The sequence below is a fragment of the Microbacterium wangyouchuni genome, assembly GCF_054072595.1.
Genome location: NZ_JBSVRM010000003.1, coordinates 127,652 through 140,869, shown reverse-complemented (window position 1 = coordinate 140,869; position 13,218 = coordinate 127,652). Strand labels below are relative to the sequence as shown.

The 13,218-nt window shown below is 65.4% G+C and carries 10 protein-coding genes; 5 read left to right on the top strand and 5 right to left on the bottom strand.

The window, feature by feature from the left end; translation table 11 throughout:
• The 4 genes from ACW5CM_RS05775 to ACW5CM_RS05760 all read left to right on the top strand — a co-directional run bounded on the left by ACW5CM_RS05775 (position 1) and on the right by ACW5CM_RS05760 (position 4,361).
• Complete coding sequence (locus ACW5CM_RS05775) at positions 1–1,164, top strand: Gfo/Idh/MocA family protein (protein ID WP_457124430.1); 1,164 nt, start codon at positions 1–3, stop codon at positions 1,162–1,164.
• Complete coding sequence (locus tag ACW5CM_RS05770) at positions 1,161–2,333, top strand: dihydrodipicolinate synthase family protein (protein ID WP_457124429.1); 1,173 nt, start codon at positions 1,161–1,163, stop codon at positions 2,331–2,333. The genes ACW5CM_RS05775 and ACW5CM_RS05770 overlap by 4 nt, the downstream gene beginning before the upstream one ends.
• Positions 2,334–2,425: 92 nt before the next feature.
• Entirely contained in the window at positions 2,426–3,292 is an 867-nt protein-coding gene (locus tag ACW5CM_RS05765; protein ID WP_457124629.1) for a sugar phosphate isomerase/epimerase family protein, read from the top strand.
• Positions 3,293–3,302: 10 nt separating this feature from the next.
• Positions 3,303–4,361 (top strand): LacI family DNA-binding transcriptional regulator, encoded by a 1,059-nt coding sequence (locus tag ACW5CM_RS05760; RefSeq protein ID WP_438255623.1) that lies wholly within the window; start codon positions 3,303–3,305, stop codon positions 4,359–4,361.
• 25 nt (positions 4,362–4,386) lie between these two features.
• Here the strand turns inward: ACW5CM_RS05760 and ACW5CM_RS05755 are convergent, their stop codons facing one another.
• Positions 4,387–5,718 (bottom strand): cellulase-like family protein, encoded by a 1,332-nt coding sequence (locus tag ACW5CM_RS05755; protein WP_457124428.1) that lies wholly within the window; start codon positions 5,716–5,718, stop codon positions 4,387–4,389.
• Positions 5,715–8,993, bottom strand: a complete 3,279-nt coding sequence (locus ACW5CM_RS05750) for a DUF5107 domain-containing protein (protein WP_457124427.1) — start codon at positions 8,991–8,993, stop codon at positions 5,715–5,717. The genes ACW5CM_RS05755 and ACW5CM_RS05750 overlap by 4 nt, the downstream gene beginning before the upstream one ends.
• 91 nt (positions 8,994–9,084) lie before the next feature.
• Here ACW5CM_RS05750 and ACW5CM_RS05745 point away from each other — a divergent pair, with 91 nt between their 5' ends.
• A complete protein-coding gene (locus ACW5CM_RS05745; RefSeq protein ID WP_457124426.1) occupies positions 9,085–9,948 on the top strand; it encodes a helix-turn-helix domain-containing protein in 864 nt (287 codons plus the stop codon).
• A 29-nt stretch (positions 9,949–9,977) separates the two neighbouring features.
• Here ACW5CM_RS05745 and ACW5CM_RS05740 read toward each other — a convergent pair whose 3' ends face one another.
• The 3 genes from ACW5CM_RS05740 to ACW5CM_RS05730 form a co-directional block, all read right to left on the bottom strand.
• Positions 9,978–10,865: a carbohydrate ABC transporter permease gene (locus ACW5CM_RS05740; protein WP_457124425.1), complete on the bottom strand. Its 888-nt coding sequence runs from the start codon at positions 10,863–10,865 to the stop codon at positions 9,978–9,980.
• Positions 10,859–11,785, bottom strand: a complete 927-nt coding sequence (locus ACW5CM_RS05735) for a carbohydrate ABC transporter permease (protein WP_438255628.1) — start codon at positions 11,783–11,785, stop codon at positions 10,859–10,861. Before ACW5CM_RS05735 ends, ACW5CM_RS05740 begins: the two co-directional genes overlap by 7 nt.
• A gap of 90 nt (positions 11,786–11,875) precedes the next feature.
• Positions 11,876–13,201 (bottom strand): ABC transporter substrate-binding protein, encoded by a 1,326-nt coding sequence (locus tag ACW5CM_RS05730; protein ID WP_457124424.1) that lies wholly within the window; start codon positions 13,199–13,201, stop codon positions 11,876–11,878.
• Between the last annotated feature and the right edge of the window lie 17 nt (positions 13,202–13,218).

The following is a 13,218-nucleotide window of genomic DNA, read 5'->3' as shown; positions in this document are numbered from 1 at the left end:
ATGTCACAGGCGACAACCCGCGAGATCGGCATCATCATGAACGGCGTCTCTGGACGCATGGGTTATCGGCAGCACCTGGTGCGGTCGATCCTGGCTATCCGTGATCAGGGCGGCATCGAGCTGTCCGACGGCACCCGCGTCACCGTAAAACCGATCCTCGTTGGCCGCAACGAGCAGAAGCTCGCTGAACTCGCAGCCCTCCATGGCATCGAGGACTACACCACCGATCTCGATGCGGCACTGGCCGATGAGAAGTGGGAGATCTACGCTGACTTCCTCGTCACGAAGGCGCGGGCATCCGCTATCCGCAAAGCCATCGCCGCAGGCAAGGCGATCTACACCGAGAAGCCCACCGCAGAGTCGCTCGAAGAGGCCCTCGAGCTCGCACACCTTGCGAAGGAAGCCGGCGTGAAGACCGGCGTCGTGCACGACAAGCTCTACCTGCCTGGTCTGCAGAAGCTCAAGCGCCTCATTGACTCAGGATTCTTCGGCCGCATCCTCTCGGTGCGCGGCGAATTCGGTTACTGGGTGTTCGAGGGCGACTGGCAGCCGGCGCAGCGTCCGAGCTGGAACTACCGCACCGAAGACGGCGGCGGCATCATCTCCGACATGTTCCCGCACTGGAACTACGTGCTGGAGAACCTGTTCGGCGAGGTCAAGAGCGTCTACGCCCAGGCGGCCGTGCACGTCGCCGATCGCTGGGATGAAAAGGGCGAGCACTACACCGCCACCGCGGAAGATGCCGCATACGGCATCTTCGAACTCGACGGCGGCATCATCGCCGAGATCAACTCGTCCTGGACGGTGCGCGTCAACCGCGATGAGCTGGTGGAGTTCCAGGTCGACGGCACGCACGGCTCGGCCGTGGTCGGACTGTTCGGGGCGAAGATCCAGCCGCGAAATGCCACCCCGAAGCCGGTGTGGAACCCTGACCTTGAAGACACCCACGACTACGACGCCGATTGGCAGAACGTGCCGACGAACGACGTGTTCCTCAACGGCTTCCGCCAGCAGTGGGAGGAGTACCTGGAGTCCTACGTGCTGGGCACCGACTACCCGTTCGACCTGCTCGCCGGCGCCAAGGGTGTGCAGTTCGCCGAGGCCGGACTCGCGTCCAACGCCGAGGGACGCAAGGTCGCGATCGAACCGTTGAGCCTGTCATGAGCACGCTCCGTCTGCTCGCAGCCGATGGCGCCGTCTCGGATGCCGTGCTGAACGAGACCGGCGTCTACGCGCGGCCCGACGGCCCGCTGCGCAGCCGCATCGCGTACGCGGCAGCGCACGTGGTGCCCCAGGCCTTCGCAGACAACACCCCCGGCAAGCCGGCCGACATCGACTGGGATGCGACGCTCGCCTTCCGCCGGAATGTCTACTCGTGGGGTCTGGGAGTCGCCGACGCCATGGACACGGCCCAGCGCAATATGGGACTGGATGCTGCGGCCACGCGTGAGCTCATCACGCGCAGCGCCGAGGTCGCCCGCGAAGAGGGCGGCTCGGTCGTCGTCGGCGTCAATACTGACCACGTCGACGACTCGCACATCACGCTCGAACAGGTGATCGACGCCTACAAGGAGCAGTTGCAGTTCACCGAGGAGCAGGGCGCCGGCCCCGTGCTGATGGCGTCGCGTCATCTCGCCCGGGTGGCATCGGATGCCGCGGACTACCGCCGTGTGTACCGCGAGGTGCTGCAGAGCGCGAGCGTCCCCGTCGTGCTGCACTGGCTCGGCACCGCGTTCGATCCGGAGCTGGAAGGCTATTTCGGCGCGAGCGACTGGCAGACGGCATCCGGTGTGCTGCTCGACATCATCGAGGAGAACCCCGGCAAAGTCGTCGGCGTGAAGATGAGCCTGTTGAACGCCGAATCCGAGATCTCGGTGCGTGCGCGCCTCCCCGAGGGGGTGCGCATGTTCACCGGAGACGACTTCAACTACGTCGGCCTCATCGGCGGCGATTCCTTGGGCCAGGGGGACTCGCATTCGGATGCTCTGCTCGGTGCCTTCGCCGCACTCACGCCGGTGGCATCCGCGGCCATTCAGGCGCTGGATGCTGGCGACCCGGAGGCGTACCTGCGCATCCTGGGACCCACGGAGGAACTCAGCCGTCAGGTGTTCGCGGCGCCCACTTTCTACTACAAGACCGGCGTCGCTTTCCTGTCTTGGCTGAACGGTCACCAGCCTGCCTTCCAGATGGTCGGAGGGCTGCACTCGGCACGGAGCCTGCCGCATTTGAGCCGCATCGTCGAACTCGCCAACACATCGTTCGCACTGGAGGATCCCGCGCTCGCGCAGGATCGCTGGCACGGACTGCTGCGGCTGAACGGAGTAAGCGCATGACCGCCGTCGACCCGGTACAGATGTCAGCCGAAAGCACACATGTCGGTCGACACGCCGCGTCAGCGACTGACGCCCGTGATCTCGACCGACAAGTGTCCCCGCACCCGCGGCTCTCGATCAATCAGGCCACGATCAAGCACGCCGACCTCGCGACCGCGTTGCGAGTGACGGCCGAGGCCGGAGTACAAGCGATCGGATTGTGGCGTGAGCCGGTGCAGGAGGTGGGACTTGCCACGGCGGCGAGCATGCTCACTGATTCCGGGCTTCGTTTCACCACGCACTGCCGGGCAGGGTTCTTCACCTTGCCGGAGGGGCCGGCACGCCGGGCCTCCCTTGATGACAACCGGGTCGCCATCGAAGAGGCGGCGACGCTCGCCGCAGCCGGTGCTCCCGGATCGACAGCCGTGCTCGTACTCGTCGCCGGCGGCCTGCCGGCGGGGGATCGGGATCTCGCCGGAGCGCGCGAGCGTGTGCGCGACGCGATCGGCGAGCTTGCCCCGACAGCCGAAGCGGCGGGTGTGACCCTCGCGATCGAGCCGTTGCATCCGATGTACGCATCCGATCGATGTGTCGTCTCCACGCTCGGACAGGCGCTGGACATCGCAGCCGATTTCGATCCGACGGTCGTGGGCGTGACTGTGGACACGTTCCACATCTGGTGGGACCCGCAGGTGCTCGAGCAGATCGCCCGGGCCGGTCGAGAAGGGCGAATCGCGACGTACCAGGTGTGTGACTGGAAGACGCCGCTGCCGGCTGATGTGCTCCTGGGACGTCATTACACCGGAGACGGAGTCATCGACTTCGAACCGATGACGCGAGCGGTGATCGCGACCGGGTACGACAGGGATATCGAAGTGGAGATCTTCAACGAGGAGATCTGGGCAACCGACCCGCTGGATGCTGTTCGCCGAACCGCTTCGACGTTCGGTGTTGCCGTCTCACCGTTCCTGACCGCCTAGAATCACGAGTGTGACCGACATCACCGCGCGCTCGCAGACCGGCTCCGTCACGCTGCACGATGTTGCACGTGAGGCCGGCGTCTCGCTTGCCACGGCATCCCGAGCGCTGAACGGCTCGACGCGCAAGGTTGCTGATTCGTACCGGGAGAGAGTCGAAGCGGCGGCGGATCGGCTCGGATACACCGCGAACCTGTCCGCTCAGGCGACGGCGCGCGGTACATCCGCGATCATCGCACTGCTCGTCGCGGACATCGCTGACCCATACTTCGGCGAGCTGGCGTCCGGTGTCGCGCGCGGTGCGGACGAAGCAGGACTCGTCGTCACCATCTCCATCACCGAGAGGGACCCAGAACGTGAGTTGCGTCTGGTGCGGGCGTTGCGGGGGCAGCGGCCGCACGGCGTGATCCTCGCCGCGTCTCGCACCTCGCCGGAGATCGCAGCCGATTTGGCGAAGGAGCTGGCGCTCATCGCGGGGTTCGGCGGACGCGTCGTCGCGCTGGGTGTGGATTCCTCAGAGGTGCGGTCGGTCTGGATCGATAACCGCGGTGGCGCACGTGCTCTGGGCGCTGCGCTCGGCGAGCGCGGCTACCGGCGCGCGATCGTGCTGGCGGCGGCAGAGGGCGTCATGACCAGTGATGCGCGTCTGGCCGGGTTCACCGAGGGATTCACGGATGCTGGCGGAGATGCCAGTCGGGTGTATCGAGACGCGTTCACGCGAGACTCGGGTGCCGAAGCTATGCGGCAGGCGCTGAAAGATGGGATCGAACCGGGCACGGTCGTGTTCGGGATCAACGACGTCGTTGCGATCGGTGCCATGACAGCGATTCGTGAAGCCGGCCGGGAGATCGGTGCAGACATCGCCCTCTGCGGCTTCGACGACATTCCCACGGGGCGTGACATCACACCGGCGCTCACCACCGTGCACGTTCCGCTCGACCAGGTCGGTTACGAGACCTTTCGGGCTGCGACGGATGCGGAATGGACTCCCGATCCGGATGCGTTGCGCCTCGAGGTGCACATGCGCGCGAGCACGCCTGCGTTGGCCGCCGAGGCGACGAAGCCGAGCTGATCGGCGGCTTCGTCGCGTCAGCCGATCAGCCCTCGAGGAACAGCGTGTTCATGCGCTGCTGCCAGTCGATGTCGGACCACAGCGGATGGTGCGGCGCGGCGTTCGAACACGCTACGACACCCCAGACGCCGTTATCGAGGGCCGTGCGGATGCCGTGCTCGGCAAGCGCTCGGCCGATGGGGCCCTCTTCGAAGTTGCCGTCGCGAGGCGTGTAGCCGATCCACCCCTCGCCGACGACTGCCGGCACACTGCGCCACCGCGCCCACTCCGCAATGGCGATGACCCGCGACTCGATCTCGCGCTGCATCACCTCGTGGTGCGCGCCGTAATGCTGTTCGAGCCAGGCATCCCAGGCCTGGGCGTCGATCCAGTCGTAGCCGTAGATCATCTGGTCAGTGATGACCGTCGCCTTCAGCTTCCACTCTGCGGGCCGTCCGTACTCGGCGACGCTCGGTGCATCGGAGCGCAGCAGCGCACGCAGTTCGGCATTCGGGAAGCCCTCCGTGCCTTCGGATCGGATGTCGATGCGCCGCTGCAGCGCGTCGAGCACGCCGTAACTGTAGACGTGGAACTGCGCGACCTCTAGTTCGGGCGCGACGCGGTGCATGGCCAGGTGCGGCGGCTTGCCGTAGCTGACGGTGATGAGCTGGTCGGGATGCCGCGTGCGAAGCTTCTCCATCGCCGCGATGCCGTTGACCGGCGCATCCGCGTCCTCTGGTGCATCCACGGGCGGCAGGATCGAAAAATCGACCTCATTGTGCAGTTCGGTGAAGGCGATCGACTCGATCAGGCCTGCAGCGCGGATATCATCCAGGAGCCTGCCGAAAGCGTCGGCAAGGACCTCGTGACGACGGTTGAGTGGCACCTGGTCGATCGCTTCGAACCACGATGGATCCGCCGCGAACGCCGTCGACTGCTGATACTCCCAGCTGGCGAGGATGACGACGACATCGTGCTTGCGCGCGGTCTCCAGAAGTGAGAAGAAGCGCGCCCGTACATCGATCGTGTAACCACCCGGGCTGTCGTACCACCGTGTGCGCTGACCATAGAAGCCGCCGCCGGGTGCTGCGCCCAACCCTTCGATCGGCAACGCTTCAGCCAGAGCCTCCAGGCCCAGGCCTCCGGCCAACAGCAAGGGGGCCGCACAGATCCGCACCGCGTTGTACCCGCGGGCGACAGTTTCAGCCATCGCCTGCTCAATGTCCGCGTAGGGCTCGCCGGCACCCGCGCGGGTGTACCAGGAGAAGTCCCACAGGCACACCCCGAGACGCTCGGGCAAGTGCGGCGGCACCGGCCCCGTCAGTGCGCTGTTGGGGGCGGTCGGCATCACCGGGGTGCCGAGATATCGCTCGCTCATGCTGTCATCTCCGTTTCGCGGCGTCCTCGGGCGGCCAGATCGCGCAGCTGGTGTGCCTCGCCTGCCCGCCGTTCGGCGGTGTCGACCGAGAACAGTAGCAGCTCCGGCATCGACGTCGCGAAGTAGTCGATGCGGTCGGCGGCAGCATCGAGAGCATCCGCCCGAGCATCCATCGCATCCCAGACGCGACCGGCCTGTTCGCTTTCGCCGAGGCGGAGATGAGCGAGCCCGACCCACATGTCGCGCACCGTGACACAGTGTCCCGTGGCGGCGAGCGGGCCATCGACATCGCGAGCCCGACTCCATGCTTCTGCGGCAGCCGCATCGTTGCCCAGCGCAGCTTCGGCGTCACCGAGCAGAACGAAGCGCTCGGCGACGACATCGGCAGGATGACGCCCCTCGCCGAGATGCTCGGGCGGAACGATGCCGACTCGCAACAGCTCACGTGCAGCCTGCGGGTCCGTGTCGATCAGTTCGCGAGCCACCGCGGCCGTTGCGCGATCGAAGACGTCGAGCACCTTGCCCTCACCGCCTTCGAACGGCTGGAAGCTGCGTTCGCCGAGGAACGACAGAGCCTCAGCCGCCCGCCCGAGATCGATGAGCAAGCCGGTGTATTCGACAGCGAGATCATCGCGGATCAGAACGGCAGGGCCCGCCTGTTCGATCGCAGCCAGACGCGTTGCGGCATCCATTCGGCGCAGCACCGCGAGCTGGTCGCGCTCGTACACGAGTCGGGCGTCGGAAGGACCGCTCAGCTCGAGCGCGCCCGCATACCGCTGGTCGGCGATCTCGAGATCACCACCGGTGTTCACCTGCGCGACTGCGGCGTTGCGCCAGACGACCGGGTCATCGGCACCAGCGTCGATGGCCGCGTCCAGGACGCCGAGTGCTTCTGCCGTTCGTCCAGCATCGAGCAGCCAGCACCCGAGCATGCCATTCGCGCGTGCATCGTGCGGATCAGTGACAAGGGCGAGCCGGAGGACGGCCAGATCATCGAGTCCAGCGGGGAAGGCGAGATGCGGATCGGCAGCACGCGCCCACGACCGCGCGTCGGCCGCCTGCTCGTGTTCGCCCTGCTCATCGAGGAAGGCAGCCAGAGCATAGGCCGCCATCGGAGCGGGGTTGCCGAAACGGCCAGGAGCCACCCGCATCGCTCGCTCGGCGAGACTGATGCCGCGGACGCGATCGCCGAGCCGGTGAAGCTCATGCGCCATCGTGAGCAGCGTCCGAGGGTCGATCGGATCCAGCACGTCGTCGAGAGCCGCCAGCAACGGATCCAGCGGATCAGCGGTCCGAGCGGGCGCGAGGATGCGATCGGCTTCTGCGCCCCGTCCGAGGGCCCGCAGGGCCGACACGTGAGCTGCGATCGCCTGACTGCTCGATGCATCCGACCGTGTCGCCTGGGTGGCGAACTCCAGCGCGCGCCGGGCGTCGCCGGCACGCATCGCCAAGCGGGCGCGTCCGAGCAGCGCCGGCAAAGTCAGCGCGCCATCCCAGACGGCTTTCCCGAATGCGTCTGCGGCCTCATCGAGGCGCCCGAGCCGTTCGAGGACGAGGGCGCGAAGCAGTGTGAGGTCTCCGTGCTCGGGGTTGAGGTTGCGTCGAGTCTCGCGGGCAAGTGCCACCTCCAGGTGCTCAAGCGCCTGGGCGAACTCACCGCGAGCGAAGGCGAGCCGGGCGATTCCCTCGTGCGCTCGGGCATCGCCCGGATCGCGACGAACAGCCTCGGCGAAGTACGGCTCCGCGGCGCGGCTCGGATGCCGATACTGCACCAGGTGGCGCCCCGTGACGACGAGTTCGTCGTTCGATTCGATTCCGCTCGGGTCGTTCGGCTCTTCCGCAACCCAGGGCTCCACGACCGGGGTGAGGTGTGCGCTCCAGCGCACGAGCTCTCGCCCGCCGTCAGCAGGTGAGCAGACGACAAGCTCAAGGTCATCTCGGGTGGCGGGAGTGCTCAGTTCCACCTGCGCGGTGAATGGTGTGCCGGGGGCACAGGGCACGGACCAGTGTCCGAGCGTTGACTCGCCACGACGAAGAGTGATGTGCAGTTGATCGTGTTCCCCGGTCGTTGCCACACCGAGTCGCACCGCAGAACCGTCGATTTCGAGTCCGACGGCTGCGTCGAGCGTGGCCTGCACCGCAGGACCGATGTCCTGGATCGGATACCAGTACTGGCTGAACGTACGGGTCTCACCGGAGCGGAGCCAGGTGAAGTCCGGCTGATTGTCGGTGAAGACACCGGCCATGAGCTCAACGTAGGGACCGTCGCTGTCGGTCAGGTGGCGGTCCCAGGCGTGGCCGACGGGGCCATCGCCCCATGTCCACATCTTCTTGCCTGGTGCGATGGCTCGATCGGCCCAGTGCACGAAACCGGCCTGGACATCGTGGTCGTAACCGCCGAAGAAGTCATCGACGGTATCGGTGATCATGTAGGAGGTGGGCACCTGCACATTCCCATAGAAATCGATGCGATCGGCTCCGGGATCAGTTTCTGCCAGAGCCGGGTAATCCACGCCGTAGTAGGGGCGGTCGGCGGCAGGGAACGCGGTGATGGCGCGGCGAGCGTGGTCGGCGACGTAACCGACATCGGTGGGGAAGAACGACTGGTAGCGATCATGCGAGCGGGCCGCGACGTTGGCCCACCACAGGAATGTCTGCGGGACGTCAGTGCGGTTCGTCAGTCGTGCTTCGAGTTCGATCAGGGTCGAATCTCCGCGCATGCCGATGCCATGACGGGCGCGCATGCGCTGCAACTGATCGAGGTCACTGTGCCAGACGGTCACCGAATTGTCGTCGTGCCGCTCGATGTGCGCTTCAACGGGCAGGTGCGTCGCCGGCCGGTGATGCTGAGGCCAGTTGAACTCGACTCCGCCAGAGACCCACGGGCCGGCGACGCCGACCAGCGCGGGCTTGATGACGTTGTTGCGGTAGAAGAAGTCGTAATCGCGCGTCTTGTCATAGCCGATGTGGATGCGTCCACCGAGCTCGGGGAGAAGGACAAGTCGCACCCACCGGTTCTCGAGGTGGATCGCACGCCAGGTCCGTGGGCGACTCTCGGACTCGATGCGGTCGGTGAAGGGCATCGGGTAGATCTTGCCGCTCGAGCCCTGGTAGACCCTGCGGTCGAGGAACGCCGGATAACGGTCCGGCTCGGCTGGGTCGTAGGTGTCGATCGTGATCGGCTCTTCCCAGCATGCGACGCCACCGGCCTCCAGGCGGGCACGTTCGGCCTCCGGCGGGGCAGGCAGCATGATCGGTTGGTGCGAGGTGTTCATATCCTCAAAAGTACTGCTGCTGTGCCCTCGGAAACATGGGCGATCGTGGTGCAGGCCTGGACGTTTCACTGATGTCTGCGATGATCAGTGCATGGAACGTCGAGATGGATTCGAACGGCAGCGGCTCTGTGTCGTGCCACGCCCTGCTATTGCTGAAGCCTTGGGCCAGCCCGTGACTCGACGACTCGTGGTGACCGATGCGGGATGGTTCCCCGATGCGGTGGGGCACCTGCGGATCAGGCCACAGGGAGCCGAAGAGGGGATCGTCCTTGTTTGCATCGATGGCAGTGGCTGGGTCGACCTCGGATCGGGCCGCCATCGCGTCGTACCCGGCACGGCGGTGCTCATCCCTCGTGACACCCCGCACTCCTACGGTGCGGACAATGAACGACCATGGACGATCTGGTGGTGCCACCTGCTCGGCAGCGATCTGACGGATCTGTGGACTGCGACCGGCGTGGATCGCAGCAAACCAGTGATCTCGCTGCGCGCGCTGGAGCGCGTTACAGCGCTGTTGGATGAGATCGTCTCATCGCTGGAGCGCGATCAGTCGCCGGCCCGCCGGATCGCGACGGCGGGGATCGCCTGGCGGTTGATGACGCAGTTCGTGGTCGATCGCCGGCTCCCCGAACAGGGCGAACCGTTGGAGCGTGCCATGCGATATCTCGAAGAACGAGCCGATGGAAATGTCCGGGTCTGGGAGCTGGCACGCCTCATCGGCATCTCGCCTTCGCATCTCGGCGCACTCTTTCGTGAAGCCACCGGTGGGGGAGTGCTGGCGTACCACAAGGGCCTCAAGATGGCGCGGGCGCGACGCTACCTCGATACGACCTCGTTGCACGTATCTGAGATCGCACGGCAGATTGGCTATGAAGATCCGTTCTATTTCTCGCGTCAGTTCAGCCGGATGCACGGAATGAGCCCGAGTGACTATCGCCTGCATCGCAAGGGATAATCACTCGGGCTCATTCAGCCGGGGCGTGCTCAGCCCTTCGACGCACCTGCCGTGAGATCAGCCTTCCAGAACCGCTGCAGCGAGACCATCAGCACGACCAACAGGATCACCGATACGGCCGATCCCGTGACCACCAAAGAGGTGAACGCCGGATCGCGCTGGATCTGCGAGTTCCACAGGGTCAGCCCGAGTGTGATCGGGAAGCGCTTCGTGTCGCTGAGCATGACCAACGGAAGCAGATAGTTGTTCCAGATCGTGACGAACTGGAACAGGAACACCGTCACGATTGCCGGCGTCATCATGCGTGTGGCGATCGCGCCGAAGATGCGCAGGTCACCGGCTCCGTCGATGCGGGCAGCCTCGATCACTTCGTCGGGCACGGACCCGCTCGCGTGGATACGGGCGAGGTAGACACCGAAGGGACTCACCATGCTGGGAAGCAGGACGCTCCAGTACGACCCGGTGAGCTGCACGGAATTCAACAGGAAGTACAGGGGCAAGGCGATCACCGTCGCCGGTACCAGCACTCCGCCGAGAATCGTCCAGAACAGTGCCTCTTTGCCACGGAACTCGTACTTGGCGAAGGCATAACCGGCAGCCGTCGCGATGACGGTGGCGACAAGCGCGCCTCCGCCCGAGTAGAGGATGCTATTGATGATCCAGACCGAGAAGGCACCGTTGTCCTGTGTGAACAGGTTGACGAGGTTCTGCCACGCCTGCGGTGCATCAGAGAACCACAACCCGAAGCTCGAGTAGAGCTGGCTCGGGGACTTCGTTGCGGCAATCAGCACCCAGACGATGGGCAGCAGGAAATAGATCGCGGCCACGACGAGCGCGGCGTTCACGAAGATGGCGCCGGCCATGCCACCAGGGCGGGGCATCGAGCGGCGGCGGGAGTATGCGTCGGCGGTCACCATGCGCGGTTCCCCTTTCGGTTCACGACACGGATGAAGATGGCTGAGAAGGCGAAGGCGAGCAACGCCACGATCACTGCCATCGCCGCGGCGAGGTTCGGGTTCCCCTGCGAGAACGCTTGGTTGTATGCGGCAAGGTTCGGGGCGAAGTCGGAGCTGATCGCTGTGGTCAGCGGGCGGAGCACGAGAGGTTCCACGAACAGCTGCAGGGTTCCGATGATGGTGAAGAGTGTGATGAGTACAACCGAGGGGCGAATGAGCGGCAGCTTGATGTGCCAGATCATGTGCCACTCGCTCGCACCGTCGAGGCGCGCGGCCTCGTAGAGCTCGGACGGGATCGCATCAAGCGCGGCGATCAGGATGAGCATGTTGTATCCCGCGAACGCCCACAGGGCGATGTTCGCGATGGCGAAGAGAACGGCGTCGCTCGACAGCGGGCTGAGATCAATCCCGAACTTCGACAGCAGTTGCAGCACCGGGCTGGTCGCCGGCATGTAGAGAAAACCCCAGAGCAGGGCAGCGATGACTCCGGGTACTCCGTACGGCATGAAGTAGGTGACTCGGAAGACCCGCGGAAAACGTGCGGCACCGGCGCCGAGTAGCAGCGCGAGAGCAAGTGCCGTCACGACCATGAGCGGCACTTCGATCGCGGCGAACGCGACGAGCCGGCCCAGGCTCGCCACGAACGACGGGGTCGATAGCGCGCTGAGGTAGTTATCGAGGAAGACGAACTCACGTGTGGGGGCAGTCAGCCCCAGACCACTCGACTTCTGCGTGAACAGGCTGTCGATGATCGCGTAGACGATCGGGGCGATGAAGAACGCCGCGAACATGATCATGAACGGCAGCAGCAGAAGCCAGAGCGCCGCGGGCGGGCGCTTGCTGCGTCCTGGTCGGGTGATGGGGGCGGCTGTGGCCGACACGTTTACTCCTCGGTGATGCTGAGCGGATGCCTGGTAGCTTCCGCGGATCGGATCGGGGTGGGCCCGAGGTCAGGCCCACCCCGGATGTCGTCACTCGGCGACGGAGATGCCCTTGTCCTTCATCGCAGCGACGAAGTCCTTCTGGGTCTGCACGAAGGCCTCCGAAAGCGGTGTGCCCTGCTCAACGCTGGATTTGACGTTGTCCGTCAGATTCGCGAACAGCGTCTGCGACAGCGGCGGCCAGACCCAGCTGGAATCCACAGCGGCGTCCGAGACCGCGAAGACGTCCCAGATGTTCTGTCCGCCGTAGAACGCGAACACCTCCGGGTCATCCTGCAGGCTGTCAACAGCGGCCAGATCAGTGATCGCGGGCCAACCGGCACCGATGCTGGTCAGCGTGCTCACGCTGCCGGGATCGCTGTTCAGCCAGAGCGCGAACTCAGCGGCCTCCTCAGGGTGCTTCGAACCCTTAAGTACGATGTTCGCCGAGCCGCCAGCCCAGGTCGCCGAGACGTTCTCACCGGCGTTCCACTGCGGAACAGCGGAGACTGCCCACGAGCCAGCAGTGTCGGGCGCCGTTCCGCGAACGATCGCATCGGCCCAGGAACCAGAGATCCACGTGAGGATGTTGCCGTTCTGGATGTCTGCGTTCCATTCGCTGGACATGTCGGCTTCGAGCTTGACGAGATCCTCGTCGATGAGCTTCTGCCAGTATTCGGCGACCTTCAGCGTGGCCTCATCGTCGATCGCGACGCCCCATGCGTCTTCTTCGGCGGTGAACCAGGCGCCGCCGGCCTGCTGCGAAAGCCCGATCAGCCACGGTGCCTGGTTGAACGCGAACGCCGCGATGTAGCGATTCGGGTCGGATGCCCGGATCACCTTGGCTGCTTCGTAGTACTCGTCCCAAGTGGTGGGTGCTTCCAGGCCGAGCTCCGTGAAGATGTCCTCGCGGTAGAACTGGCCGAGCGGACCCGACGCCTGCGGGATCGAGTAGACGCGGTCGTCGAAGACTCCGGTCTGCCACTGCCAGTCGGTAAAGAGATCAGCCGAGTCGCTGACGTAGTCCGTGATGTCTTCGACGGCGCCGTTCACCAGGAACTCGGGGATCGCGTCGTATCCGACCTGGGCGACGTCAGCGGGGTTGCCCGCCTGCACGGCCGAGAACATCTTCGCGTAGCCGCCGTCGGGGCCCGCCGTGATGGTTTCGAGGGTGACGTGGATGTCCTCGTGTGCTTCGTTGAACGCGTCGACGGCACGGTCGACGTTCGGTACCCACGACTGGAAGGTGAGCTCGACGGGGCCATCGGCCGGGGCACTTTCGGCGCCTCCACCGCAGGAGGTGAGAGTGAGCGCGGCGGCGAGAGTGCCGGCCGCGATGGCCGATACGCGGATGCCGCGACTGTGACGTTGCCACATAGTAGATGCTCCTTTGC